This window comes from Yinghuangia sp. ASG 101, assembly GCF_021165735.1.
GTDB lineage: Bacteria > Actinomycetota > Actinomycetes > Streptomycetales > Streptomycetaceae > Yinghuangia.
Genome location: NZ_CP088911.1, coordinates 1,175,217 through 1,199,341, shown reverse-complemented (window position 1 = coordinate 1,199,341; position 24,125 = coordinate 1,175,217). Strand labels below are relative to the sequence as shown.

Here is a 24,125-nt window from a genome sequence, read left to right as displayed (position 1 = left end):
AACGATGAGCGCTGTCGCGGCTACCCGGGGAGGTGGAGTCGAAGCATCTAGGCCTCCGCCTCGAGTGCGCCGAGGACCGCGGCCTCGATCGCGTCGGCGTCGATCCGGGCGGCCCGGAGCTGTTCGCTCGGGGTCGCCGACGCGGGCATGTGGCGGACCGCGAGGCGGATCAGGCGCGGCATGGGGACGCGGGCCCGCCGTGCGGAGGCGGTCGGGTCGGTGTCGGCGAACGCCTCGGCCACCGCGTCGCCGAGGCCGCCCTCGGGGTGGTGGTCCTCGACGCTGATCAGGCACCCGGTGGTCGCGGCGGCCTCGCGCAGGGCGTCGGCGTCGACGGGTTTGACGGAGTAGAGGTCGAGGACGCGCACCGCGACGCCCTGGCCGGCCAGCCGGTCGGCGGCCGTGAGGGCTTCGTGCACGGTGATCCCGGCGGCGACGAGCGTGACCCGGTCGTCGGGCCCGCCGCGCAGCAGTTTGCTGCCGCCGACCGGGAACTCCTCGTCGGCCGGGTAGATCACCGGTGTCGCGCCGCGCGTGGTGCGCAGGTAGCGGATCCCGGACCCCGAGGCCATCGTGGCGACGAGCTTGGCGGTCTGGTTGGCGTCGCACGGGTACAGCACGGTGCTGCCGTACAGGGCCCGGAACATCGCCAGGTCTTCGAGGCCCATCTGGGACGGCCCGTCCTGGCCGATCGACGTGCCCGAGTGCGATCCGACGACGCACAGGTCGGCCTGTCCGATCGCGGCCATGCGCAGGAAGTCGTGCGCCCGCGTCAGGAACGCCGCGAACGTGGACGCGAACGGCACCCAGCCGCGCGTCTGCACCGCGGTCGCCGACGCGATGAGCTGCTGTTCGGCGATGTAGCACTCCAGGAAGCGGTCGGGATGCCGGTCGGCGAAGGTCTGGAGGCCCGTCGAGTCGCCGACCTCGCCGTCCAGCGCGACGATGTCGCCGCGCGCGGTGCCGAGCGCGGCGAGCGCTTCGCCGAACGCCTTGCGGGTGGCCACCTCACCGCCCACCTCGAACTCCGGGGCCCGCGTGCCGGAGGCCCGCGCGGGCCGCGTGCGGGAGGCGTCGTGGGGCGGGCGCGGGTGGGCGCCGACGCGCTCCTTCGGCTCGCCGCCCAGCGCGGCGATCGCGAGGTCCGCGTGCGGGACGGGTTTGCCGTGCGCGCCCTCGCGGTTCTCGACCTCGGGAACGCCCTTGCCCTTCAGCGTGCGGGCGATGATCACGGTGGGGCGGCCCCGGGTGTCGAGCGCGTTGGCGTACGCGTCGTCGATCGCGGCGGTGTCGTGGCCGTCGACGGTCCGGGTGTGCCAGCCGAAGGCGTTGAAGCGCGTCGCGTAGGCGTCCAGGTCCCAGCCGTGCCGGGTCGGGCCGCGCTGTCCGAGCCGGTTGACGTCGACGATCAGGGTCAGGTTGTCGAGCCGGTGGTAGCCGGCGAACTCCGCGGCCTCCCAGACCGAGCCCTCCGCGGTCTCGCCGTCGCCGCTCAGCACCCACACGCGCGCGGGGCCGTCCTCGAGGCGGCGGGTGGCCCACGCGAGCCCGGAGCCGAGCGGCAGGCCCTGGCCGAGGGAGCCGGTCGCGAAGTCGACCCACGGGAGGCGGGGCGTCGGATGCCCTTCGAGGCGGCTGCCCGCCTGGCGGAACGACATCAGCTCGGCGTCGGTGACGGCGCCGACCGCGCGGTACATCGCGTACAGCAGGGGGGTGGCGTGGCCCTTCGAGAAGATCAGGTGGTCGTTGCCGGGGTGCGCGGGGTCGTCGAAGTCGTAGCGCAGGTACCGGCCGAGCAGCACGGCCATGAGGTCGGCCGCGGACAGCGACGAGGTGGGGTGGCCGGAACCGGCGGCGTCCGCCGCGCGGACCGCGTCGATGCGCAGCTCACGGGCGAGTTCACCGAGTTCGCGCGGCCCGGCCAGCAGGGCGGCACCCGGGGAGGAACGGTCGGCCATGACGGGGGATCCCTTGTTAGGCGGCGGGGTCGCACCGCCGCTGCCCGCATCCCCCGGGCCGAAACCGAGGGTGCGTGCCGACGCGTGGAAATGCTGTTCTCGGCAGGGGAATTGCGGATCTCGGCCACCGCGCGAAATCGTCGCCGGGCCGCGCCGCAGCCCGGGGATGCGGAACGTCGTGTCGTCCGCCGCGACGACCAGGCCATCCGCGAGGGACGATCTCGCACCTTCCCGGCGCGCGAGGGCGTGGTCCTCCAGCGCGGCGATCACCGGCTTGCGCAGCCGCGGGGCGGTGACCCCCCGTGAGGTCTCGCACCGGATACGGGGTCGCGCGGCGGCGATTCGGCGGTGAACGCCCCGTGTCCGCCCCGCGGTTCGCGGGGAGGCGGCGCATCCGCGCGGCGGACGCGACCGCGACGCGCTGGGACGCGGGGCGGTCCCCTCGCTCGCCCCCGCCGGGCCGTAGCCTCGCGGGAACAAGCGCGCGGGCGACCGCGACCCGCGCCGCCCGCGACGATCTCGGGAGACGCACATGGTCCGTTCGGGCGGCGACTTCGACGCCGTGATCGTCGGCGGCGGCCACAACGGCCTGGTCGCCGCCGCGTACCTCGCGCGCGCCGGGCGCTCCGTCGCGGTTTTGGAGAGCCGGAGCGAACTCGGCGGCGCGGCGGTGTCGAGCAGCCCGTTCCCCGGCGTCGACGTACGGCTGTCCCGCTACGCGTACCTGGTCAGCCTGTTGCCCCGCACGATCGTCGACGACCTGCGGCTGCCCGTCACCTTGCGCCGGCGGCGCGTCGGCTCGTACACACCGCGCGGTGACACGGGTTTCCTCGTCGACGCCACCGACCCGGCCCGCACGCGCGCCGAACTCACCCGCTTCGCCGGGGCGGCCGAGGCCGACGCGTGGGAACGCTGGGGAGCCATGACCGCGCGACTCGCCGCACGCGTGTTCCCCACCCTGACCGAACCACTGCGCTCGGCACCGGAGTTCCGCCGCGTCGTCGACGACGAGCGGGCATGGCGGGCGGTCTTCACCGCCCCGCTGTCCGAGGCACTGGAGGCCGAGTTCGCGGACGACACCGTCCGGGGTGTCGTCGCCACCGACGCCCTCATCGGCACCTTCGCCCCCACCGACGACCCGCTGCTGCGCCCGAACCGCTGCTTCCTCTACCACGTCATCGGCGGCGGCACCGGGGACTGGGACGTGCCGGTCGGAGGCATGGGAGCCGTGACCGGGGCGCTCGCCACGGCCGCCCGGACGGCCGGCGCCGAGCTGCGCACCGGTACGACGGTCACCGCGATCACCCCCGACGGGGAGGTCACGTACACCACCGCCGACGACGAACTCCGCGTCACCGCACGGCACATCCTCGCCGCGGTCGCCCCCGCCACGCTGCGGCGCCTGCTCAGCGAGGCCCCCGACGGCCCGCCGCCCGAGGGCTCACAGCTCAAGGTCAACATGGTGCTCACCCGGCTGCCCCGCCTCCGCGACACCCGCGCCGACCCGCACGACGCCTTCGCCGGGACGTTCCACGTCAACGAGGGGTACGGCCAACTCGCCGCCGCGTGGCGGGCCGCGGCGTCCGGGCGTCTCCCGGCGCCGCCGCCCGCCGAGATCTACTGCCACACCCTGACCGACCCCACGATCCTCGGCCCCGCCGAACGCGCCCGCGGCGTCCACACCCTCACGCTCTTCGGACTCCACATGCCCGCACGGCTGTTCGCCGACGACAACGCGGCGGCCCGCGCGGCGGCCCTGCGCGCCACCTTCGCGTCGCTCGACGCGGTCCTCGCCGAACCCGTCGAGGACTGCCTGCTGCGCGACGCCGACGGCCGCCCCTGCGTCGAGGCCCGCACCCCGGTCGACCTCGACCACGAACTCGGCCTGCCCGCCGGGCACATCTTCCACCGCGACCTGGCCTGGCCCTACGCGACACCCGACCACGAGCCCGGGACATGGGGTGTGGAGACCGCCCACGAGCGCGTGTTGCTGTGCGGCGCAGGCGCACCGCGCGGCGGCGGCGTCAGCGGCATCCCCGGCCACAACGCGGCGATGGCCGTACTCGGGGTGTGAAGCCGGGGGCCGCCTGCCCACCGCGCGTCCGGAGCCGACACCGGCAATGCGCGAGCGGGCCCGCCGCCCACCGCATCCGTACGCAACCGCGGGCGCGCGGCCGGCGGGCCCGACAACCTGTCCGGTGACGCCGGATCCACATCCGCGCGGACGGCGGGTCTCGGGCTCCCGACCGACCCGACGACGTGTCCGACCGGCGCCGCGTCGGCGCTCGGCGGAACCCGTCGGCCGCGCACACCCGACGGACCGACGTCGTGTCCGGCTCGGGTATCCGCGTCCGCGTCCGCCTCCGCGCGGGAACCGCGGGGTTGCCGCACGCGCCGCGCATCCGATGACCCGCCCGGCCTGCCGCGTCCTCGCGGAAACGGACCGGACCGGTGTCCGCCGCGTCCGCGCGTCGCGACACGTACGCCAGGCGAGGGACCTCCCGCTGTCGCCGGATCCGTGCGTTCCGCCATACTGCTTCGCGGAATTCGCGGAATTCGCGGAAAACGGCGGCGAAGGTCCCGCTTGCCGGTGGCTTTCGCGTCATCCGGTGAGGCCGGTCGCGGTGGTGCGACGCAGGCAACGGTGAGACAAGGACGAGATCTTGAGCCACGTTCCCCCGCCCTGGCAGCCCGCTCCGCCACCTCCGTACGCCGGTCAATTCCCCGCGCAGCCGGGCGGGTTCCCCCCGCCCGCGAGCGGACAGCCCACATGGGCCGGTCAGTTCGGCGCCCCGCCGCAGCCCCCGCGCAGGCCGCTGATCGTCCGGGTGTGGCGGTGGATCAACCCGGCCAGCGCCGCGAAGGTCGCCCTCCAGGCGCAGAACCGCCTGGCCCCGCCGGACCCCAAGATCGAACGCGTCCGGCTCATCCGCACCCTGCTCGGCATGGCCGTGGTGGGCTGGGTCGCCCTGAAGTACGACTCCGTCGAGGCCGACGAGGTCTTCAGCCAGGCGATCCTGCACGTCACCATCTCGGTGATGGTCGCCGTCCTCGCCGTCCCGATCACCGCGCTCGCCCTCGTCCTGCTGACGGACTCCGCGAAACGCCGGGAAACGCGCCGCAGCATGCGCTACCCGATGAAGTCGATGGGCGCGTTCATCGGGGCCGGCGCCACCCTGGCCGCGCTCACGTTCGCGGGCATCGTCGAGATGCGGCCCGGCGGCGCCCTGATGGTCCTGGTCGTGCTCGGCTGGTTGCTGCTGATCTGGTGCGGCTTCTTCGCGATCACCGCGTTCTTCATGGTCCCGCGCCACCTGTTCGCCGCGGCCGACGGGCACCTGCTGATGCCCTGCCTGCTCGCCCCCACCCTGTCGTGGGCGATCGCCGTCGTCGACCTCGCGTCGCCCGGTGACGAGCGGGTGCCCGCGGTCGTCGCGGCCATCGTGACCCTCGGCGCGCCGGTCTCGATCACCGCGATGTCGGTCTGGGAGGCCAAGCGCGTCAAGGAGTTGTACGGCGTCACGTTCCGCAGCGGCTCGCAGCCCATCCGGTTCCCCGCGCCCCCGGCCCCCGCCGCGCCCGCGACCGGCGCCGGCTCGTGGCTCCCGAACCAGGCCGTCAACGCGTCCTGGTCCACCGCCGGCGGGCAGCACACGTACGTCGCCCGGCCCTTCCCGCACACCGTGCACGTGATCGCGCTGCTGCTGAGCTGCGGCATGTGGAGCGTGGGCTACCTGATCGCGTACCTGTTGTGGCGGAGGCGCCAGGCCGCGCCGGCCGCGGGCGGCTGGGTCTGATCCCAGGCCGCGGCACCGCTGCCCGTCAGGCCAGCCCCAAACCCGCCCACAGCCGGGTGAATTGGTCGAACCCCAGGACGAGGAACCCGCCCGCCGCGCCGACGAACGTCGTGAAGAGCCAGGCCAGCGCCCAGCCGTTGTCGGCGCGGTCGGGCTCCTCGGCGGACAGCGGCGGGAGGGCCAGCGCCAGCCCGGTGACGCCGCCCGCGACCGCCAGCACCAGGCCGAGCAGCGCACACGGGATCGGGCCGTCGCCCCCGCTCGGGAGGCCGTACCACATCAGGGCGAGTGCGCCGAGGTCGACGCACCAGAGCAGAGCCAGGGCGACGCAGCGGTCGCGCGTCGTCGCGCGGCCGGAGAAATCGGCCGCCGCACCGAGCAGCGACGCCACCGAAGTAGGGGCCGAGAAAGGCGATTTGCCTGCCTTGTCCCGCGTGTCGCCGACGGTCGCGGCCGTATCGGCCGGGGTGCCCGGGGGCGGGGGATTCGTCGGTCCCGGGGCTTTCGCGGCCGAGCGTTGAGATCGGGACACGGGGCCTCCCCACCGGGGCATCGGATGTCAAGTATTTGCGACGCTAGGCGTGTCGTGCGGGTGCGGCAGCCCGGGAGGGCCGTTCGGATGAACGGACAATCCAGATGGTTGCGTAAATGCGGACAAGACCGGATGTGTAAGGATTCGCCCTCCGCGACGACCGCGACCAATTCCGATCATTTTCGGTCACCGATCCATCACGGTCACGCTGCGGCATATCCGCATGTCATCCCGGGCTGTCCGATGCGTCCCGACAGGTGGAACCGCGGGTCTCGCGGACTTTGCGCACCTGTGATCGAAGACCGGTGAGTTGTGGACGACATGGCGATTTGTCTAGCGTCACCCCCGGTTTCGCCGACCGCGGCGAAATGCGCCGACCGGTACGCCGAATCCCGTCCCCGGTCCCGGCGCGCGCGAGAGCACATCCGGACGGGAGCGGGGGAACCAGGTGGTACGCCGTGCCCGAGTCTCGGGCGCGGCTTGGGGTGAAGCCGCGCGCCCGCGCGGCCGGGTCGTCTCCGGTCCGAATCCGACAGCTCACCTCGCAGGCGGCAGGAGAGGAACGACTTCATGCTGTCTGCCCACAGCGTTCGCCGCCTCGTGGCCGCCGCCGGCATCGCCGGCCTCGGCACGGCGCTCACCGCGACCGCCGCCCACGCCGCACCCGTGACGGCCGCCCCGCACACCGCCCCGGCGATGGCCCAGCCCGACTCCACCGCCACCGACACCACTGCCACCGCCACCGCCGAAGCCACCGGCAGCGCCGACTCCGGTGCCGCCACCGCGACTTCGGCCGCCACCGGCACCGCGACGCACACCGTCGTCGCCGGCGACACCCTGTGGCGGATCGCCCAGTCCGAGGGCACCAAGGGCGGCTGGCAGGCCCTGTACGACCTGAACCGCGACCAGCTGACCAGCGGTCCGGACCGGCTCGACATCGGCCAGGTGCTCAAGCTCGCCGGCGTCACCACGACCGCCACCGAATCCCCCGCCACGACGACGAGTTCGTCGCAGACCGGCACGGCCAAGCCGGCCACGACGACGAAGTCGGCGAGCAGCACGTCCACCGGCACCGTGTCCACCGGCACCGGCTCCTCGTCGACGACCACCGCCCCGGCGTCGAGCAAGGCCGCCGTCGCGATCGCCTTCGCGAAGGCCCAGCTGGGCAAGCCGTACGTCTACGGCGCCGAGGGGCCCGACGCGTACGACTGCTCCGGCCTCGTCCAGGCGGCGTGGAAGGCCGCGGGCGTGTCGATCCCGCGTGTCACCACCGACCAGTTCGCGGCCGGCAAGAAGGTCTCGACGTCCGCCCTCCAGCCCGGCGACCTGGTGTTCTACTACTCGGGCATCAGCCACGTCGGCATGTACCTGGGCGACGGCCAGATCATCCACGCACCGAACTCGCGTTCGGTCGTGAAGATCGTCCCGGTCGACTCGATGCCCATCGCGGGCGCCACCCGCCCCGCCTGACCTCCCCGCGCGGACGGACCCCTGACCGGCCCCGCGCGGACGACGGACCACGTTCTCAGCCGTGCCTCCGACGCCCGCGCGGGTGCCGCCGGGACGCCCCCCGACCGCGCACCCGACAGAGAAGCCCCGACCGCGGCGCCACCCGGCCGGCACCCGCGCGCAGGCACCCCCCGGACGGACGCCGCCACGCCTCCCCGACCGGGACCATCCGGGCAGGCCACCGCAGGCCGACACCTCCCGCGCGGACGCCGCTCCGCGTCGGCACCGTCGGACGGACGCCCCGCCCCGCCTCACTGATCACGACCTGCCGCGCGGACGCCGCTCCGCGTCGGCACCGTCGGACGGACGCCCCGCCCCGCCTTACCGACCGCCACCTCCCGGGCGGACGCCATTCCGCGTCGGCACCGAACCGAGCCGGCACCGTCCGAGCCGGCACCGTCCGAGCCGACACCTCGGACGCACACCCCCGCCAAGCCCGCGCGCCCGCTCCGGGATCACCCGGTCGAGTGGGCACTCCTCCGTCGGGGCGAACAGAATGGAAGGGCAGAGGAAAGCTGTCCGGGCGGTCGGCCGTCGGGGCGCGAGCCCCGGGGAGACCGCCGGCAGGGGCGGAGCGGCGGCCCGCGACACGGGTCGGCGACGGGTGTTCGAGGCCCGCTCCGCGACGCCCGAGGTCCGGCGCCTCAGCGGGCCGGCGGCAACGAATAACTCCAGTTCACCCGGGTAGCGTAAGCACAGTTCCGTCACCGTGTCCTCGTCCGGAGGTGACGACCATGCCCGGCGGCCCCGCGCTCAGCCGTCGTGAGCGGCAGCAGCTGCATGCCATCGAACTCGAATTGCAGCGCGACGCCGTACTCGACCGGCAACTGCGCACCATGAACATCGTCAACCAGCCCCGCTCCCGACAGCGGTCCGGCAGGTTCCGCAAGCAAGTGCGCGTCTACTGCCTGATCGTCCTGGCCCCGCTGTCGCTCGTCATGCTCGCCGCCACCCTCGGCGGCGCGACGCTGTCGATCGCGATCGCCGCCATCGTCGTCTGGGCGGCCACCCTGGTGATCGCCGCGGACGCGCTGTGGGCCTGGTGGCAGTCCACCCGCCACCGCGAACCCGGGTAGCGGCGACTCACGCGAGGTCGCCCGCGTGGGCCACCACGAGCACCACCGCGAGCGCCGCGACCACGACCGCGGCCCGGAACGGCGCCGCCGACCGCACGCCCGGCAGCACCGCACCCGCCGTCGCCACCGTGACGGCCACGGCCAGAACCGCCCAGTCGAGCGGACCGGGCGCCCCCGGCGGGCCGCACGCCAGGACCGCCACCGCCGCGCCCAGCACGACGGGAGCGATCCGCCGCGACCACCGCGCACCGACGCGCTGCGGCAGGCCGTGCACACCCGTCAGCCGGTCGCCCACGATGTCCGGCAGCACGTTCAGGAAGTGCGCCCCCACCCCCAGCAGCGCCGCACCCGTCACCGCCCACCACGTCGGCCACGGGGAACCCGGCAGACCGAAGGTCACGAACGCCGGCAGCGACGCGAAGCCCACCGCGTAGGGCAAGGGCGACAGGGCCGTCTTCTTCACCCCCAGGTCGTACACCCACCCGCCCAGCACGACGCCGGCCAGGTGCGCGACCGCGGCCCGGGGACCGCTCAGCAGCGACAGCCCCGCACACGCCGCCAAGGCCGCCCCCGCCGCGCCGCCCACCACTCGGGCGCGCAACTCCCCGGTCGCGGCCGGTTTGTCCGTACGGCCGACCGCCGCGTCGCGGCGTGCGTCGACCGCGTCGTTGCACCAGCCGATCGACAGCTGACCGGCCAGCACCGCCGCCGCGACCGCCGCCGACCCGCCCGCGCCGCGCCCCGCCGCGACCGCGACGACCGCGACGAACACCGTCACCGCGACCGACGGCAGCGGATGGCAGGCCCGCCCCCACGCCGCGATCCCTCCGCGCACCCTCACCGTCCGCACACCATCCCGTCACCCTCGCGCCCCGCCCGACCCGACACCTGGCGTCGGACCGGCGAAGACGGGTACTCGCCCCACGCCGCGAAGCCCGCGCCGCGTCACGCACCGATACCCCCTCGGCGCGCCGACACGGCACGGGACCGCGACCGGACGGAGCGCGCGCCCCGGGCCGCCCGGACGCGCACGCGACCCGGGTGCCCGACGACCGCGCGGGTCCGGAACCCCGAACCCAGCGCGCAACGCGACGAGAGGCAGGCGTCCGATGGGCAGCCCGTACCGAGACCACGCCACCGCGAGCACGATCGCCGCCGCCCGGACCGCGTTACCCCCGCACCGCCACACCGGCGCCGAGATCGCCGACTACCTGCGCCGGCACTGCCTGCCGCCCGGCGCCGACCCCGCCCTGCTGCGCCGCCTCCACGCATCCGGCCGCGTCCGGACGCGCCACCTCAGCCTGCCGATCGAGGCGTACGCGGACCTCCGCGGCTTCGACGACGCCAACGACACCTGGATCGAGGTCGCGCAAACCCTCGGCGAGGAGGCGCTGACCGGGGCGCTCAAACAGGCCGGGCTCGTCGCCGCCGACGTCGACCTCATCGTGTGCACGACCGTCACCGGCCTCGCCGTGCCCTCCCTCGACGCCCGGCTCGCGGTACGCCTCGGCATGCGGCCCGACGTCAAGCGGATCCCGCTCTTCGGCCTCGGCTGCGTCGCGGGCGCGGCCGGCCTCGCGCGCGTCCACGACCACCTGCGCGGCAACCCGGCCGACGCCGCCGTGCTGCTCGCCGTCGAGCTGTGCTCCCTCACGCTGCAACACGAGGACGCGTCGCCGGCCAACCTCGTCGCCGGGGCGCTCTTCGGGGACGGCGCCGCGGCCGTCGTCGTCCTCGGCCCGGACCACCCCGCCCGCCTCTCCGCCGACGGGCCGCACATCGTCGACTCGCGGGCCGCCCTGTACCCCGGCACCGAGCACGTCATGGGCTGGGACATCGGCGCGCGGGGCTTCACCGTCGTGCTCAGCCCCGACGTCCCCACCGTCGTCCGCGACCACCTGCGCGACGACGTCGAGCGGTTCCTCGCCGACCACGGCCTGTGCCCCGAGGACATCGGCAGCTGGGTCTGCCACCCGGGCGGGCCCAAGGTGCTGGAGGCCTTCGCGGAGACCCTGCGGCTCCCGGACGGCGCCCTCGACGTCACGTGGCGCTCCCTCGGCGCGGTCGGCAACCTCTCCTCCGCGTCGGTGCTGCACGTCCTGCAGGAGACCCGCGAGGCGCACCGGCCGCCGCCCGGCACGTGGGGGCTCCTCCTCGCGCTGGGACCCGGGTTCTGCTCCGAACTGGTGCTGCTGCGCTGGTGAGTTCGCCAAGTCCGGTGTCCCGCACGGGATCTGTGCGGCGCCACGCCTGGTGCCGAGAGAAGGGCCGTACATGACCTGGTACTTCCTGCTGCTCGCGGTGATCGCGGCCGAGCGCGTCGTCGAACTCGGCGTCGCCCGGCGCAACTCCGCGTGGACCCTCGGTCGCGGCGGCGTCGAACACGGGCGCGACCACTACCCCTGGATGGTCGCCCTCCACATCGGGCTCCTCGCCGGGTGCGTCCTCGAACCGGCCGTCACCGCACGCCCGTTCGTCCCCGTGGTCGGCTGGACCGCGCTCGCCCTGGTCGCCGCGTCGCAGGTACTGCGCTGGTGGTGCGTCCGCAGCCTCGGCCCCTACTGGAACACCCGCGTCATCGTGGTCCCCGGCACGCCTCCGGTCCGGCGCGGCCCGTACCGCTTCCCGCGCCTGCGCCACCCCAACTACGTCGCCGTCGCCGTCGAGGGCGCCGCTCTGCCGCTGGTCCACGGCGCGTGGCTGACCGCCCTGGCCTTCACCGGAGCGAACGCGGCCCTGATGACGGTGCGAATCCGCTGCGAGGACACCGCACTTCGGCAACCGGCCACGGCATGACCGCGCCGCGGCTCGACATCCTCGTGGTCGGCGGCGGACCCGCCGGGCTCGCCACCGCCCTGCACGCCGCCCGCGCCGGTTTCCTCGTCGCGGTCGCGGAACCCCGGCCCGCACCCGTCGACAAGGCCTGCGGTGAAGGCCTCATGCCCGGCGGCGTCCGCGCGCTGCACGCCCTCGGCGTCCACCCGCCCGGACAGCCGTTCGCGGGGATCCGCTACGTCCGGGACGACCGCGTCGCGGACGCCCGCTTTCGGGCGGGCCACGGGCTCGGCGTCCGCCGCACCGACCTCCACCACGCCCTCGCTGACGCCGTCGTCAAAGCCGGCGTCCCGATCCTGCCGCTGCGGGTCACCCGCGTGTGCCAGGACGCCTCGGGCGTCACCGCGTACGCCGCCGACCGCGGCACCCGCGAAATCCTGCGCGCCCGGCGGCTCGTCGCCGCCGACGGACTCCACTCACCGCTGCGCCGCGCCCTCGGCCTCGACGCCCCCGCGCGCGCCCTCGCCGGGGCGCCGCGCTACGGCCTGCGCCGCCACTACGCGGTCGCACCCGCCTCCGAGTTCGTCGAGGTGCACTGGGGCGACCGGGCGGAGGCGTACGTGACCCCGCTCGCCCCCGACCGGGTCGGCGTCGCGATCCTCACCCGCGAACGCACCCCCTACGACCGGCAGCTCGCGGCGTTCCCCGAACTCGCCGCCCGACTCCAATTCGCCGAGCCGGTCACGCCGGTGCGCGGCGCCGGACCACTGCGGCAGCGCGCCACGCGGCGCGTCCGGGGGCGCGTACTCCTGGCGGGTGACGCCGCCGGGTACGTGGACGCCATCACGGGCGAAGGCATCGCCCTCGCGCTCGCCGGGGCGGAGGCCCTGGTCGCGTGCCTCGCACACGGCCGGCCCGAGGCGTACGACGCGGCCTGGCTCCGGCTGACCCGCCGCTACCGCGTGGCGACCGGCGCCCTGCTCGGAGCCCGGCGGCACCCCGCGACCGCGCGCCGCATCGTGCCCGCCGCCGCCCGCTTCCCGCGCCTGTTCACCGCCGCGGTCGACGCCCTCGCCCATACGTGACCGGGTTTCCGGCCCGTACGAACGGGCAGCGCACCTGACCGGCATCCGGACCCGCCGCGCGAACGCAGGAACTCGGAGGAACAGCGTGTCGACCACCGACCAACGAACCGCCGTCACCACGCAGGTCCCCGCCCGCCTGGACCGCCTGCCGTGGTCGGCGTGGCACACCAGGATCCTGATCGGCCTCGGCGCCGTGTGGATCCTGGACGGACTCGAGGTCACCGTGGTCGGCAACATCGCCGGCCGGCTCTCCGAGTCCGACAGCGGGCTCGCCATCACCTCCGCCCAGGTCACCGGCCCCGCCGCCGCCCTCTACGTCGCGGGCGCGTGTACCGGCGCCCTCGTCTTCGCCTGGCTCACCGACAAATACGGCCGCAAGAACCTGTTCATGGTCACCCTCGCGGTGTACCTGGCCGGTACCGCGCTGACCGCGCTGTCGACCCAGGCGTGGATGTTCTTCGTCTTCCGGTTCGTCACCGGCCTCGGCATCGGCGGCGAGTACGCCGCGATCAACTCGGCGATCGACGAACTCATGCCCGCCCGCTTCCGCGGACGCGTCGACCTCGGGGTCAACGGCACCTTCTGGCTCGGGGCCGCGGGCGGGGCGCTGCTGTCCGTCCTCATGCTCAACACCGCGATCTTCCCGGCCGACGTCGGCTGGCGGCTCACCTTCGCGCTGGGCGCCGTCCTGGGCGTCGTGATCCTGCTCGTGCGCCGCCACGTCCCCGAGTCGCCGCGCTGGCTGTGCATGCACGGCCGCGCCGAGGAGGCCGAGGAACTCGTCGACGACGCCGAGGCGCGGATCCGGGAGCACGCCCGTGCGTCCACCGGCAAGCCGGTCGAACTCCCCGAGCCCCGGGGCAGCCTGACCATCGACCCGCGCAAGGCCCCCGGCCTCGGGGCGATCGCCCGGACCGTCGTGCGCGACTACCCCAAGCGGACCGTCCTCGGCCTGTCGCTGTTCGTCGGCCAGGCGTTCCTCTACAACGCCATCACCTTCGGATTCGGCTCGATCCTGGAGACCTTCTACGGCGTCCCGAGCGGCCACACCGGCTACTACTTCGCCGTCATCGCCGCCGGAAACCTGCTCGGCCCGCTGACACTCGGCCACCTGTTCGACACCATCGGCCGCCGCGTCATGATCAGCACGACCTACATCGGCAGCGGCGTCGCGCTCTTCGCCACCGCCTGGCTGTTCGGCCAGGGGCACCTGAACGAGGTGACCCTGACGGCCTGTTGGTGCGTCGTCCTGTTCGTCGCGTCGACGGGGGCGAGCAGTGCCTACCTGACGGTCTCGGAGATCTTCCCGATGGAGGCGCGCGCGTCCGCGATCGCGCTCTTCTACGCGGTCGGCACCGCCGTCGGCGGTATCACCGGGCCGCTGGTCTTCTCCGACCTGACCAAGACGGGCGTCGTCTCGGACACCGTGGTCGCCTTCTGCGTCGGCGCGTCGCTCATGACCGCCGCCGGCATCGTCGCGGCGTTCCTGGCCGTCCGCGCGGAACGCCGCTCGCTCGAGGACATCGCGCAGCCGCTGCAGTCGGTCACCCCCGATACGCCTCAAGAAGGCGCAGCCACACCTCACTGATGGTCGGGTACGCCGGAACCGCGTGCCACAACCGGTCGATCGGCACCTGCCCGGCCACCACGACCGTGGCCGAATACACCAGTTCGCCGATGCCGGGGCCGACGAACGTCACCCCGACGACCAGCCCCCGGTCCTCGTCGACGACCATGCGTGCCCGCCCCCGGTAGCCGTCCGCGTACAGGCTCGCGCCCGCCACCGCACCCAGGTCGTAGTCGACGACGCGGATGCGCAGCCCCGCCTCCTCCGCCTGACGCGACGACAGCCCGACCGCGCCGACCTCCGGATCGGTGAACACCACCTGAGGCACCGCCGCGGAGTCCGCCGTCGCGGCGTGGGCGCCCCACGGGGCGGTGTCGGCCGTGCCGCCCGCGGCGCGCGTCGCGATCGCCGAACCCGCGATCCGCGCCTGGTACTTCGCCTGGTGGGTGAGCAGCGCGCGGTGGTTCACGTCGCCGACCGCGTACAGCCATCCGTCGTCGACGCCGGCGACCCGGCAGCTCTCGTCGACGTCCAGCCACGTGCCGGGACGCAGGCCGACGGTGTCCATCCCGAGGTCGTCGGTGCGCGGCGCCCGACCGGTCGCGAACAGCACCTCGTCGGCGACCACCGCACCCCCGTCGTCGAGGGTCACCGTCACCGGAGCCTCGGGTGCGGGGCGGTCGACCGACGCCGCGGACGCCCCGAGGCGTACGTCGACCCCCGCGTCGGCGAGCGACGCGGCGACCAACTCCCCGACGAACGGCTCGTATTGGGGCAGCAGACCGGACCCGCGGACGAGCAGGGTCACGTGCGCGCCGAGGGCCTGCCACGCGGTCGCCATCTCGACGCCGACCACGCCGCCCCCGACGACCGCCAGCCGCCCGGGCACCCGCTTGGCCGAGGTGGCCTCGCGGCTGGTCCACGGACCGGCCGCGTCGACGCCGGGCAGCTTCGGCACGACGGCCCGGCTGCCCGTCGCGACGACGACCGCATGCCGCGCGGTGAGCCGCAGTGGCGCGGCGCCGTCCCGGGCCACGGTGACGCGGCGCGGGCCGTCGAGCCGGCCGTGCCCGCGCACCAGCTCCGCGCCGATGCCCGCGACCCAGTCGGCCTGCCCGGTGTCGTCCCAGCCCTCGACGAAGGTGTTCCGGCGGGAGAGCGTCGCGGCGGCGTCCACGGACGCGGCGACCGCCTGCGCGGCCCCGGAGACCCGACGCGCGTCGACGAGCGCCTGCGCGGGGCGCAGCAACGCTTTACTGGGCATGCAGGCCCAGAACGAGCACTCGCCGCCGACCAACTCGCTCTCGACGATCGCACACGACAGCCCTGCGGCCCGCACCCGGTCCGCGACGTTCTCACCGGCCGGCCCGGCCCCCAGCACGATCACGTCGTACACGGCGTCGGTGTGTCCGCCTTGCGTGCCCGAGCCCATGACAATCTCCTCGAATACCACTGATTCGGTCACCGCGACGATACGGGAACGCGGCAAGCACCGCCGTTCGACAACGGCCCCCGACGACCGGCCCCGAGCCCCCACCGGAACCGCGACGTGCCGCCGCCGACGCGCGGTTCCCCGGCCGCCCCTTGCGCGCCCAAACCCGACCGCTGCCCGCGCTGCCCGCGCTGCCCGCGCTGCCCGCGCTGCCCGCGCTGCCCGCGCTGCCCGCGCTGCCCGCGCTGCGGGGCCGGTCGGTGCCCACGGGCGTGCCCTGCCCCCGGCGGGACGCCGTCGGCGTGGGATTCTCGGTCGCCCTTGCGCGGCCCCACCTGGTCGCCGTGCCGCCCGCATGGCGGGGCCGACCGGTGCCCGTGCGCGTGCCCGCCCCGGCGGGGCCCGGGCGTCGGCGACGCCGCCGGCCGCGACCTCGAACCGGGCCCGCGCGGCGCGTCCGCGCTCCGGGTGGGTGCCGCCGCGGGGTCGTGCGCCGACCACGGTGGCGGATCTCGGTCGGGGTCGTGCTTCCGCCGTGCGCGCGGGGGAGTCGGGCGCTACTCGTCCATGGGCGGCTCGGTGTCGTCGAACAGGGCGTCGTCGGGCGGGACATCGGCGCCGCCCCCGTCCTGGAAGCCGCCCTCGCCCTCGTTCGCGACCTCGGCGCCCGGGCCCCGCTCGGCCGCGTAGGCGGTGAGTTCGTCGAGGATCTGCTGACCGTATTTGGCGAGCTTGTTCTCGCCGACGCCGCCCACGCCCCCGAGTTCCGCGAGCGTGGTCGGGGCGGTCACCGTGATCTCCCGCAGCGTCGCGTCATGGAAGATCACGTACGCGGGGACGCCCTGCTCGCGCGCCGTCGCAGCCCGCCACGCGCGCAGCCGCTCGAACAACGGCAGGGCGTCGTCCGGCAGTTCGACCGCCGGGGCCTTGCCGCCCTTCGCGGCGCCCGCCTTGGCCGCCGCCTTCGCGGCGCGCGGGGCCCGCTCGGGTTCGCGTCGCAGCATGACCTCGCGGCGGCGGCCGAGCACGTCGCCGCTGGCCTCGGTGAGCACGAGCGTCCCGTAGTCGCCCTCGACCGACAGCAGCCCCTGCGCGAGCAGTTGCCGTACGACGCCGCGCCACGCGTTGTCGTCGAGGTCCTGGCCGACCCCGAAGACGCTGAGCGTGTCGTGGTCGAACTGGATGACCTTCGCGGTCTTCTTGCCGCGCAGGATGTCGATCACCTGGCCCGCACCGAACTTCTGCCGCCGCTCGCGCGCGAGCCGGAACACCGTCGAAAGCAGCTTCTGCGCCGCGATCGTGCCGTCCCACGCCGCGGGCGGGCTCAGGCACGTGTCGCAGTTGCCGCACGGCCCCGACTTCTCGCCGAAGTAGGCCAGCAGTCGGACCCGGCGGCACTCGACGGTCTCGCACAGCGCCAGCATCGCGTCGACATGCGCGCTCTGCCTCCGCCGGTGCGCGGTGTCGCCCTCCGAGTCGTCGATCATCTTGCGCAACTGCACGACGTCCTGGAGGCCGTAGGCCAGCCACGCCGTCGACGGCAGCCCGTCGCGCCCGGCCCGCCCGGTCTCCTGGTAGTAGCCCTCGACGGACTTCGGCAGGTCGAGATGCGCGACGAACCGGACGTCGGGCTTGTCGATGCCCATCCCGAACGCGATCGTCGCCACCATCACCACGCCGTCGTCGCGCAGGAAGCGCGCCTGGTTCTCGGCGCGCGTACGGGCGTCGAGCCCCGCGTGGTACGGCAGCGCGGTGACGCCGCTCTGCACCAGGAAGTCGGCGGTCTTCTCCACCGACGCGCGCGACAGGCAGTACACGATGCCGGCGTCGTCGGGGTGCTCGTCCCGGATCAGGCGCAGGAGTTGGCGCTTGGGCTCCTGCTTGGGCTCGATGCGGTACTGGATGTTCGGCCGGTCGAAGCTCGCGACGAAGTGCCGGGCCCCTTCGAGGTTGAGCCGGGACGCGATCTCCGCGTGCGTCGCCGGGGTCGCGGTCGCGGTCAGCGCGACGCGCGGCACCTTGGGCCAGCGCTCGTGCAGGTCGGACAGCGCAAGGTAGTCGGGCCGGAAGTCGTGGCCCCACTGGGCGACGCAGTGCGCCTCGTCGATCGCGAACAGCGCGACCGAGCCGCGGTCGAGAAGCCGCTGCGTCGTCTCCAGGCGCAGCCGCTCGGGGGCGAGGTAGAGGAGGTCCAAGTCGCCCGCGAGGAACGACTGTTCGACGGCCTGGCGCTCATACGGGAGCTGCGTCGAGTTGAGGAAGCCGGCGCGGACGCCCAGCGCGGTGAGCGAGTCGACCTGGTCCTGCATGAGGGCGATGAGCGGCGAGACGACCACCCCGACGCCCTCGCGCACCAGCGCGGGCACCTGGTAGCAGAGTGACTTGCCGCCCCCGGTCGGCATCAGCACGAGCGCGTCTCCGCCCGCGACGACATGGTCGATCACGGCGCGCTGGTCGCCGCGGAAGGAGTCGTAGCCGAAGACGCGGCGAAGGGTCTCGTGCGCGGCGTCGGCGTCGTCGAGCGTGCTCATCCGGGAAGTCTAAGGACGCGGTCCGCCATTCGGGTGCGGCCCGTCCACGCCCGGGTGACCAGGTGTCCGGTACGCGGCGATTCGCCGTCGTCCGGTCCGCGAATTCGCGTGTGTGTTCGAGAGATCGCGGTGATGTGAGGGGCGGTCGCACTCTGCTCCGCGGCCACGACAAGGGGAGTGACGCAGGGCGGCGAGACCGGGAGAAACGTTCCTCCCTTCGGCGTCCCACACGCCGGACGCACGGCGTGGTTAGGCTTGCCTAACACATGGTCGAGGCGGTACTCCCGTCGGGCCCCCGCCCGCGGCGCCGTCGTCCGGTGAAGGAGATTCCCAATGATGCTGTCAAGCTGCGGTGAGCGGTTTTGGGGGGCCGTGTCACGCCGCAGCGGCGGCCGGTCGGGAGTCGAAGGTGCGACCGTCGCGTATGAGGGCCCAGAGCACGTTCAGGCGGCGCCTGGCCAGTGCCAGGACAGCCTGTTTGTGGGACTTGCCCTCGTCCCGTTTGCGCCGGTGGAAGGCTTTGGAAACGGGGCAGTGCACGATGGCGACCTGGGCGGAGAGGTAGAACATCCGCAGGAGTCTTCGGCTGTAGCGCCGGGGTCGGCGCATGTTGCCGCTGACCTTGCCCGAGTCCCGGGGGACGGGCGCGAGGCCGGCGACGCCGGCGAGGCGGTCGGGGCTGCCGAAGACGGCCATGTCGCCGCCGGTGGCCGCGATGAACTCGGCGCCGAGCATGTCGCCGATGCCGGGCATGCTGGTGATCACCTCGGCGTGGGGATGCTCGCGAAACCGGCCCTCGATCAGGGCTTCGAGCTCGGCGATCTCCTGGTCGAGGGACATCACCTCCCTGGCGAGGGTGTGGACCATCTTCGCGCAGGTCTTCTCCCCGGCGACGACCGTGTGCCGGGCCTCGGCCGCGGTGACCGCGGCATCCGCCGTGGTCTTCGCGGCGGTGCGGGTGCGCACGCCGTGGTTCTTCAGCCAGGTCGCCAGCCTGGCCCGGCCGATCCGCCGCAGCGCGGCCGGGGTCTGGTAGCCCGTCAGCAGCACGAGTGCGCTCTTGGAGACGCTGTGGTCGAAAGCCCGCTCCAGCGCGGGGAAGTACTCCGGCAACTGGTTGCGCAGGCGGTTGATCGCGCGGGTGCGGTCGGCCGAGAGATCCATGCGGCGGGCGGTCAGGATCCGCAGGTCCACCGCGATCTCGCCGGTCTGCTCCAGCGGTTGCAGGTCACGGCGCATCCGGGCGGTGTCGGCGATGACGAACGCGTCCTTCGCGTCGGTCTTCCCGCTGCCCCGGTAGGCGGCGGAGGCGTGGTGCACGGTCCGGCCGGGGATGTAGAGCAGCTTCTGCGCGTGTCCGACCAGCAGGGCGATCCACAACGCGGCCCCGCCCGCGTTCAGGTCCACGGCCCAGGTGACCGGCGTGCCCTCGGCCAACTCCAGGACATCGCCGAGCAGTTCCAGGAGTTCGGCCTCGTTGTTCGGCACCCGGCGGGACAGCACCGTCCTGCCGTCCGCGTCGATCACCGTGCAGTGGTGTTCGGCCTTGCCCGCGTCCGTCCCGGCCCACAGTTCGGGCACCCGCTCCTCCTCTGCCGACGTGCGTGTCCACGGTCCCAGCAGACGACCTCGCCGACGTGTCCATACGAGCGATCCAGTTCGCGCATCCCAATCAGCGGCCGAGTCGTCGCGGGGCGCCGGGCGGCCAATCTCCTTCAGCCACAACTGCGGCTCACCCATGACAGCCACACCCAACACCCCTGGGTGCCCCGATCTTACGAATGACCAGAACCAACCCACCAAGAAAGGTATGGAGCCCATGAGCAGCACCGCCACCCCGAGCGAGCCCGGCGGCGCCGGCGCGCCCGCCCCCGTCCGGAAGGGCCGGGCCGTCATCGACCTCGTGGTCCGCGAGACCCGGTGGCTGACCCCGCACATGATCCGGGTCACCGCGGGCGGCGACGGCTTCGCGCGGTTCAACGACAACGGATACACCGACGCGTACGTCAAAGTGCTGTTCCCGCAGCCCGGCGTGACCTATCCCGAGCCCTTCGACATGCAGGCGATACGGGCGGAGATGCCCCGCGAGCAGTGGCCGCGCACGCGCACCTACACCGTGCGCGAGATCAATCCCGTCGCGCGCGAGCTGAGCATCGATTTCGTGTACCACGGCGACGAAGGCCTCGCCGGGCCGTGGGCGGCCGGGGCCAAGCCGGGCGACCCGCTGCGCCTGATGGGCCCCGGCGGCGCGTACGCGCCCGGCCCCGACGCCGACTGGCACCTGTTCGTGGGCGACGAGGCCGCGCTGCCCGCCATCGCCGCCTCGCTGGCCAAGGTCCCCGACGGTGCCCCCGTGCGCGCGCTGATCGAGGTCGCCTCACCCGAGGAGGAGCTGGAGCTGCCGACCCCGGGGGACGCGCGGATCACCTGGCTGCACCGCTCGAACGGCTCGTCGCGGCTGGCCGAGGCCCTGCGCGCGATGGAGTTCCCGTCCGGCCGCGTGCAGGCCTTCGTGCACGGCGAGGCCGACACCGTGAAGGCCATGCGCCGCCACCTGCTGGACGAGCGCGGCGTCGTCCGCGACGACCTGTCGGTGTCCGGATACTGGCGCCGCGGCCGTGACGAGGACGGCTTCCAGGCGGACAAGGCCGCGGAACGCGAGTCCGGCGCCGCGTGAGGCCGACGAGCCCGGATCGACGCGTCCCGACGCGCGTGAAGCGGGTCGGTGCAGGAGGTCAGCAGGAGGCGTACACGTACCCCCGCGAGCCCGGCGCGGTGACGTCCCGATCACGCAGGACCACCAACAGGCGGTCGCCCCACGCGCGGCATGTCGCGTCGAACTCCGCGCGCGTGTACTCGACGACGAAGACACGGTCGGCGTACGCCGCGGCGAAGGCACCGCATTCGTCGTAGGCGCCGCACGACTCGGAGACCACGAAGTCGAAGCCGATATCGGCCCGCCGGTCGACCATCTCGACGGTGTTCTTCTGCGCGATCGCGAGCCCCGCCGCGTGTGCCCGGGCGGCCAGCAGCCGGGCGAACGCCGCGTTCTGCGCGAGCGTGAGCCTGCCGTGCGAGCGGCCGAACGAGTCCAGGTTGTCGGGTTCGACCGCCTGGAACCCGTCGCGCGCGCAGGCGTCGATCCACGGGCCGACGACCCCGATCAGCGCGTTGCGCTTCGCCTCGGTCGACACGTCGAGCAGCGCCTCGCCCCAGTCCTCGTCCATCACCACCGCGTCGCCGTCCCGCAGCAGCAGGTCGGGATGCGTGGTCTGCCACCACCGCGTGGCGTCCGGTTGCGTCTGGAACGCGTTGACGTAGCAGACATTGTACGCCCCGGCCGACGGCTTCGCCTCGCGATCGCGGGCCACCACGGTCACACCGGCCGGAGGCGGGTAGGCGCCGCCGATCTGGTAGTCGAAGCCGGCGTCGGCGTCCGGCGGTCCGGCTCCCGCCGCCTCCGCGCGCGGCGTGGCGGGGGCCGGGGGCGGGGGAGCGGCGGGCTCGCCGCCGGTTCCGGCGGCGGGCGGCACGGCGTCCGCGGGGCCGGAGTCCGGCGCGGACGGGTCGACGCGCACGGGCGGCGTCGGCGGACCCGTGCCGCTGCCGGGGTCCCGGAGGTCCGTCGGCGCCGTGGCCGCGGGCGCCGACTCCCCGCTGCCGTTCGCGTCCGCCCGCGCGCCGTTCGACGCGGCGCCGCACGCGGTCGAGAAGGCCAGGGCAAGCGCGGCACCCCACAGCGCCACCGCCCGCGGACGGGTTGCCCGGCGCGCTCCCGGCCGGGGTGTGCGTGGGGCGGCGGCGTTCCGGCGTACCCGCCGCGGTTCACGTTCCGAGTCCACCACGCGCGCCACCGTGCCGGCGGTTTCCCGCGGCGTACGGATCGCGCCGCGAACGCCCGCGCACGCCACGGCGGTTGCGTGACGTGACGGGCCGAGCGCGTGCGTCCGCGCGCCCGTGCGCACGCCGCGCGTGACGGCCGGGCGGCAGTCGTGTCGCCCGGCCGTCACGCGTTCCGGCGTTCGCGCGAACTACGAGCGCGGCGAGGCGAGTGCGCCGGTCGACGCCTCGATGTCCGCCGCCGCGGCGTGCAGCAGGCGGTGCGCGAGGTCGGACAACGCGCGTGCGGCGGCCAATTCGTCGCCGATCTGCGGCACGTCGGGATCCGCGGGGTGCTTGCGGGCGTTGCCCCATCCCCGCAGGGCCTCGGTCTCCCCGGTGCTCAGGCGCGCCTCGGCGTGCGTACGCACCGAAATGTCACCCTCGAACTCGTCGACGCCGGTCTTCTCGGTCAGATGGATCTCGACGGTCCAGCGCTTCACATCCGACATGGTGCCCACCTCCGGTGGATGGCTCGGCTGGTCCTTTCATTGTCAAACCGAAGGGCAGTGGGTGGGAACCGCAAGGTTTGATGGATTTTGTCGAGAAAAGCGGCTTTTATCGGAAAGGAGTGCGAGAGGGCCGCCGCGCCACCGCCGGGCCCGGCCGACCCACGCCCCCCACGGACTCCCGCACCGTCGACAGACCCCAGGCGACGACCCGGCCCCGCCGCCGTGCCGTGCGCCCCGGGGCCACCCCACCGACCACGGGCCCGAATGCCGCAACGGTTGCCCCCGCACCGACCGGGTAGCCGCGCGGCATGCCCAGCACCGCGTTCCCTCGGCCGAGCATCGGCGTCGAGGAGGAATTCTTCCTGATGGGCCGCCTCGGCCGGGTCCTCGACGACCGGGCCCCGCAAGTCGTCAAAACCGCCCGGGACGCGCTCGGCGACCACGTTCAGGCCGAATTCCTGACGTCGCAGATCGAAGTGTGCACACCGCCGCTGGCGAGCCTGGCGTCCCTGCGCACCGAACTGACCCGCCTGCGGCGGGCCGTCGCGGTCGCCGCCGCCGCGGAGGGCTGCCTGGTCGTCGCGTCCGGCACCCCCGTGCTCGCCCCCGACCGTGTCGTCCCGGTCACCGACCAACCCCGCTACGCGCACATGGCCGCCCGATACGGCGCTCTCGTCGACCAACTCGGCGGGGGACTGTGCGGCTGCCACGTCCACCTCGGCACGTTCGACCGGGCCGGCGCTCTCGCCCTCGGCAACCGGCTGCGCCCGTGGCTTCCGGTCATCCAGGCTTTGTCGGCGAACTCGCCGTACGTCGGCGGCGCCGACACGGGGTACGCGAGCTGGCGCTCGGTGATGTGGGAGCAGTGGCCCACCGTCGGCCCCGCGCCGCAGCTGGACCTGCACGAATACGAACATGTGATCGACGCCCTGGTGCGTTCGGACACGATTCTCGACCGCGGGATGCTCTACTGGCACTCCCGGCCGTCGGAACACGTGCCCACGCTGGAGATCCGGGTCGCCGACGTGTGCGCCGATCCGGACACGACCGTCCTCATCGCCGCGCTGCTCCGCGGACTCGCGTCCGTTTGCCTCATGGACATCCGCGAAGGCCGCCCGGCGCCCGAGGTGCGTGCCCCGCTCCTGACCGCCGCGCACCGCCGGGCCGCGCAGGCGGGCCTCGCCGGGGTCGGACTCGACCCGATGACCGGCAGCCCCGAGCCGGCCGCGGTCCTCCTCGATCGCCTCGTCGCCCGGGCCACACCGGCGTTGGACGCCCTGGGCGACCTGGCGACCGTGCACACCCTGCTGGACGGCGTCCGCCGCGACGGATGCGGCGCCGACCGCCAGCGGTCCGCCTACCGCCGCACCGGCAACCTGACCGGCGTCATCGACGACCTGGCCCACACGACCGCCCCCGGTATCGAACACCCGCAATCGGACGGCGAATTGGGCCTCCTCCCGAAACTGCCCCGCCCCGACGCCGACGACGAAACACCGGACGTCGACGAGCCGGACGAGGTGGCGTGAGCG

The 24,125-nt window shown here is 74.1% G+C and carries 19 protein-coding genes and 1 riboswitch; of the genes, 11 read left to right on the top strand and 8 right to left on the bottom strand.

The annotated features are described in order from the left end of the window. Positions 1-47 precede the first annotated feature (47 nt). The gene (locus tag LO772_RS04760; protein WP_231777087.1) at positions 48-1,958 is read right to left on the bottom strand and encodes a transketolase; all 1,911 of its coding nucleotides are present in this window, start codon (positions 1,956-1,958) and stop codon (positions 48-50) included. Positions 1,959-2,042: 84 nt separating this feature from the next. Here LO772_RS04760 and LO772_RS04755 point away from each other — a divergent pair, with 84 nt between their 5' ends. The 3 genes from LO772_RS04755 to LO772_RS04745 all read left to right on the top strand — a co-directional run bounded on the left by LO772_RS04755 (position 2,043) and on the right by LO772_RS04745 (position 5,755). Next, positions 2,043-2,264, top strand: a complete 222-nt coding sequence (locus LO772_RS04755) for a hypothetical protein (RefSeq protein ID WP_231777086.1) — start codon at positions 2,043-2,045, stop codon at positions 2,262-2,264. A gap of 226 nt (positions 2,265-2,490) precedes the next feature. Continuing rightward, positions 2,491-4,032: a phytoene desaturase family protein gene (locus LO772_RS04750; RefSeq protein ID WP_231777085.1), complete on the top strand. Its 1,542-nt coding sequence runs from the start codon at positions 2,491-2,493 to the stop codon at positions 4,030-4,032. A gap of 589 nt (positions 4,033-4,621) precedes the next feature. Beyond that, a complete protein-coding gene (locus LO772_RS04745) occupies positions 4,622-5,755 on the top strand; it encodes a hypothetical protein (protein ID WP_231777084.1) in 1,134 nt (377 codons plus the stop codon). Positions 5,756-5,780: 25 nt separating this feature from the next. Here the strand turns inward: LO772_RS04745 and LO772_RS04740 are convergent, their stop codons facing one another. Then, a complete protein-coding gene (locus LO772_RS04740) occupies positions 5,781-6,146 on the bottom strand; it encodes a hypothetical protein (RefSeq protein WP_231777083.1) in 366 nt (121 codons plus the stop codon). A gap of 514 nt (positions 6,147-6,660) precedes the next feature. After that, positions 6,661-6,852: riboswitch (cyclic di-AMP (ydaO/yuaA leader) on the top strand. Between the two features lie 5 nt (positions 6,853-6,857). Here LO772_RS04740 and LO772_RS04735 point away from each other — a divergent pair. Together LO772_RS04735 and LO772_RS04730 are read left to right on the top strand one after the other, a co-directional pair. Further along, the gene (locus tag LO772_RS04735) at positions 6,858-7,757 is read left to right on the top strand and encodes a C40 family peptidase (protein WP_231777082.1); all 900 of its coding nucleotides are present in this window, start codon (positions 6,858-6,860) and stop codon (positions 7,755-7,757) included. A 773-nt stretch (positions 7,758-8,530) separates the two neighbouring features. After that, on the top strand, positions 8,531-8,872 hold the full coding sequence (locus tag LO772_RS04730) for a DUF3040 domain-containing protein (protein WP_231777081.1): 342 nt from the start codon (positions 8,531-8,533) through the stop codon (positions 8,870-8,872). A gap of 7 nt (positions 8,873-8,879) precedes the next feature. Here LO772_RS04730 and LO772_RS04725 read toward each other — a convergent pair whose 3' ends face one another. Next, complete coding sequence (locus tag LO772_RS04725; protein ID WP_231777080.1) at positions 8,880-9,713, bottom strand: UbiA family prenyltransferase; 834 nt, start codon at positions 9,711-9,713, stop codon at positions 8,880-8,882. A gap of 268 nt (positions 9,714-9,981) precedes the next feature. On the opposite strand from LO772_RS04725, the gene LO772_RS04720 reads away from it, so the two are divergent. The 4 genes from LO772_RS04720 (at position 9,982) to LO772_RS04705 (ending at position 14,320) form a co-directional block, all read left to right on the top strand. Then, a complete protein-coding gene (locus LO772_RS04720) occupies positions 9,982-11,076 on the top strand; it encodes a type III polyketide synthase (RefSeq protein WP_231777079.1) in 1,095 nt (364 codons plus the stop codon). A 70-nt stretch (positions 11,077-11,146) separates the two neighbouring features. Next, positions 11,147-11,668 carry an isoprenylcysteine carboxyl methyltransferase family protein gene (locus tag LO772_RS04715; protein ID WP_231777078.1) on the top strand — a complete coding sequence of 174 codons (522 nt, stop codon included), beginning with the start codon at positions 11,147-11,149 and terminating at the stop codon, positions 11,666-11,668. Next, entirely contained in the window at positions 11,665-12,732 is a 1,068-nt protein-coding gene (locus LO772_RS04710) for an NAD(P)/FAD-dependent oxidoreductase (protein WP_231777077.1), read from the top strand. The genes LO772_RS04715 and LO772_RS04710 overlap by 4 nt, the downstream gene beginning before the upstream one ends. 85 nt (positions 12,733-12,817) lie before the next feature. Continuing rightward, entirely contained in the window at positions 12,818-14,320 is a 1,503-nt protein-coding gene (locus LO772_RS04705; RefSeq protein WP_231777076.1) for an MFS transporter, read from the top strand. On the opposite strand, the gene LO772_RS04700 is transcribed toward LO772_RS04705, so the two are convergent. The 3 genes from LO772_RS04700 to LO772_RS04690 all read right to left on the bottom strand — a co-directional run bounded on the left by LO772_RS04700 (position 14,277) and on the right by LO772_RS04690 (position 19,843). Further along, on the bottom strand, positions 14,277-15,731 hold the full coding sequence (locus LO772_RS04700) for a dihydrolipoyl dehydrogenase family protein (protein WP_231777075.1): 1,455 nt from the start codon (positions 15,729-15,731) through the stop codon (positions 14,277-14,279). The genes LO772_RS04705 and LO772_RS04700 overlap by 44 nt on opposite strands. Positions 15,732-16,288: 557 nt before the next feature. Next, the gene (gene recQ, locus LO772_RS04695) at positions 16,289-18,262 is read right to left on the bottom strand and encodes a DNA helicase RecQ (protein ID WP_231777074.1); all 1,974 of its coding nucleotides are present in this window, start codon (positions 18,260-18,262) and stop codon (positions 16,289-16,291) included. A gap of 375 nt (positions 18,263-18,637) precedes the next feature. Further along, positions 18,638-19,843 (bottom strand): IS110 family transposase, encoded by a 1,206-nt coding sequence (locus LO772_RS04690; protein ID WP_231777073.1) that lies wholly within the window; start codon positions 19,841-19,843, stop codon positions 18,638-18,640. Positions 19,844-20,081: 238 nt separating this feature from the next. On the opposite strand from LO772_RS04690, the gene LO772_RS04685 reads away from it, so the two are divergent. Further along, positions 20,082-20,939: a siderophore-interacting protein gene (locus LO772_RS04685; RefSeq protein WP_231777072.1), complete on the top strand. Its 858-nt coding sequence runs from the start codon at positions 20,082-20,084 to the stop codon at positions 20,937-20,939. A gap of 58 nt (positions 20,940-20,997) precedes the next feature. On the opposite strand, the gene LO772_RS04680 is transcribed toward LO772_RS04685, so the two are convergent. Continuing rightward, the gene (locus LO772_RS04680) at positions 20,998-22,008 is read right to left on the bottom strand and encodes an endo alpha-1,4 polygalactosaminidase (RefSeq protein ID WP_231777071.1); all 1,011 of its coding nucleotides are present in this window, start codon (positions 22,006-22,008) and stop codon (positions 20,998-21,000) included. 285 nt (positions 22,009-22,293) lie between these two features. Continuing rightward, positions 22,294-22,593, bottom strand: a complete 300-nt coding sequence (locus tag LO772_RS04675) for a dsRBD fold-containing protein (protein WP_231777070.1) — start codon at positions 22,591-22,593, stop codon at positions 22,294-22,296. A gap of 308 nt (positions 22,594-22,901) precedes the next feature. On the opposite strand from LO772_RS04675, the gene LO772_RS04670 reads away from it, so the two are divergent. Then, the gene (locus tag LO772_RS04670) at positions 22,902-24,122 is read left to right on the top strand and encodes a carboxylate-amine ligase (RefSeq protein WP_231777069.1); all 1,221 of its coding nucleotides are present in this window, start codon (positions 22,902-22,904) and stop codon (positions 24,120-24,122) included. The last annotated feature ends 3 nt before the right edge of the window (positions 24,123-24,125 follow it).